A 1,896-nucleotide genomic window follows, 5' to 3' on the forward strand; every position below is an offset into this window, starting at 1 on the left:
CTGACTGCGGCAAGGCGAAGCTTGCGGAGTACGGGGTTGCTACGGCGCCCGATCCGCTGGGCTGAGCCGCTGGCGAAGCGGGCCCTCCGCTTAAGGATCTTGGTTGTGGGGCATTCTTCCTCGATTCGTCTTTCCGGGTGGCCTGACGTAGACTGACTCGTCGGCTCTCGTGCATCCGTGTGCCTGCATGCGGCGTACGAAGTCGATCAAGGTAGTCGATTCGAAGGGCAGAGCGTGGCCAAGAAGCAAGGTGCCATCGAGATCGAGGGCACTGTCGTTGAGTCTCTTCCGAACGCCATGTTCAAGGTTGAGCTCCAGAACGGCCACCAGGTCCTGGCACACATCAGCGGCAAGATGCGTATGCACTACATCCGCATCCTCCCTGACGACCGGGTCGTGGTGGAGTTGTCTCCTTACGACCTGACCCGTGGCCGGATCGTCTACCGGTACAAGTAGATCTTGCCCGCACCTCATTCACGTGGGGTGTGGCACTGACCCGGAGAACCTCACCAATGAAGGTCAAGCCGAGCGTCAAGAAGATCTGCGACAAGTGCAGGGTGATCCGCCGTCACGGCCGGGTCATGGTTATCTGCGACAACCCGCGCCACAAGCAGCGCCAGGGCTGACGCACGACTGACTGCAGTTCGCAGAGTTTCGCGCGACGCACGTAAGCACATGTGCAGGACCCGTCCCTCTTCAGTGATGGAGGGCGACACCCCCGGTCGGAGGCCGGGGACTCAGGATGTACCTCGTACGGCACCTGGGAATGGTCCTGCTGAAGACCTCCGAAAATTAACAGGAGCCTTGAATGGCACGCCTTGAAGGTGTTGACCTCCCGCGCGAAAAGCGCGTCGAGGTTGCCCTCACGTACGTGTTCGGCATTGGCCGCACGCTGTCCCAGCAGACGCTGGACGCCACCGGTGTGGACCGCAACACCCGTGTTCGTGATCTGTCCGAAGAGGACCTGATCAAGATCCGCGAGTACGTGGACGCCAACCTCCAGACGGAGGGTGACCTCCGCCGCGAGATCCAGGCCGACATCCGCCGCAAGGTCGAGATCGGCTGCTACCAGGGTGTTCGTCACCGTCGTGGCCTGCCCGTCCGCGGTCAGCGCACCAGCACCAACGCCCGCACCCGCAAGGGCCCGCGTCGCGCCATCGCCGGTAAGAAGAAGCCGGGCAAGAAGTAGTCCTCAGCGGTCGATCGACAGCTGTCGCTGCAGGACCGACCACCTCGCGTAGGAGTTAATAGATGCCCCCCAAGGGTCGTCAGGGCGCTGCCAAGAAGGTGCGCCGCAAGGAAAAGAAGAACGTCGCTCACGGGCACGCCCACATCAAGAGCACGTTCAACAACACGATCGTCTCGATCACGGACCCCACGGGCAACGTGATCAGCTGGGCCTCCGCCGGCCACGTCGGCTTCAAGGGCTCGCGCAAGTCGACTCCGTTCGCCGCGCAGATGGCCGCCGAGTCGGCCGCGCGTCGCGCCCAGGAGCACGGCATGCGCAAGGTTGACGTCTTCGTCAAGGGTCCCGGCTCCGGCCGCGAGACCGCGATCCGCTCCCTCCAGGCCACTGGCCTCGAGGTCGGTTCGATCCAGGACGTCACGCCGACGCCGCACAACGGCTGCCGTCCCCCCAAGCGTCGCCGCGTCTGACGCACGTCGCTTGACCCAGGGATTCTCGGGCGGTGCGGCTCCTCGGAGCTGTACCGCCCGTACCCTTGTAGTACTCAAGGACATCAAATAGTGGGTGTCCATGACTGAAGGAAACACCTCATGCTGATTGCTCAGCGCCCCTCGTTGACCGAAGAGGTCGTCGACGAGTTCCGCTCCCGGTTCGTGATCGAGCCGCTGGAGCCGGGCTTCGGTTACACCCTCGGCAACTCCCTGCGTCGG

At 63.4% G+C, this 1,896-nt stretch carries 4 protein-coding genes and 1 pseudogene; all 5 read left to right on the forward strand.

Annotation, left to right across the window (positions count from 1 at the left end):
• Positions 1-234: 234 nt before the first annotated feature.
• The gene (infA, locus tag ACFQ7F_RS28375) at positions 235-456 is read left to right on the forward strand and encodes a translation initiation factor IF-1 (protein ID WP_003948620.1); all 222 of its coding nucleotides are present in this window, start codon (positions 235-237) and stop codon (positions 454-456) included.
• A 56-nt stretch (positions 457-512) separates the two neighbouring features.
• On the forward strand, positions 513-626 hold the full coding sequence (gene rpmJ / locus ACFQ7F_RS28380; protein WP_003974245.1) for a 50S ribosomal protein L36: 114 nt from the start codon (positions 513-515) through the stop codon (positions 624-626).
• A gap of 182 nt (positions 627-808) precedes the next feature.
• Positions 809-1,189, forward strand: a complete 381-nt coding sequence (gene rpsM, locus ACFQ7F_RS28385) for a 30S ribosomal protein S13 (protein WP_383275917.1) — start codon at positions 809-811, stop codon at positions 1,187-1,189.
• Positions 1,190-1,251: 62 nt separating this feature from the next.
• Positions 1,252-1,656: a 30S ribosomal protein S11 gene (rpsK, locus tag ACFQ7F_RS28390; protein WP_003948617.1), complete on the forward strand. Its 405-nt coding sequence runs from the start codon at positions 1,252-1,254 to the stop codon at positions 1,654-1,656.
• A gap of 120 nt (positions 1,657-1,776) precedes the next feature.
• A pseudogene (locus tag ACFQ7F_RS28395) lies at positions 1,777-1,896 on the forward strand (DNA-directed RNA polymerase subunit alpha); the annotation flags it as partial.

This window comes from Streptomyces sp. NPDC056486 (assembly GCF_042795295.1).
Classification (GTDB): Bacteria; Actinomycetota; Actinomycetes; order Streptomycetales; family Streptomycetaceae; genus Streptomyces.

Excerpts from the sequence above, each read along its gene's own strand:
- rpsM (WP_383275917.1), top strand. The coding sequence starts at position 809 with ATGGCACGCCTTGAAGGTGTTGACCTCCCGCGCGAAAAGCGCGTCGAG.
- rpsK (WP_003948617.1), top strand. The coding sequence starts at position 1,252 with ATGCCCCCCAAGGGTCGTCAGGGCGCTGCCAAGAAGGTGCGCCGCAAG.
- rpmJ (WP_003974245.1), top strand. The coding sequence starts at position 513 with ATGAAGGTCAAGCCGAGCGTCAAGAAGATCTGCGACAAGTGCAGGGTG.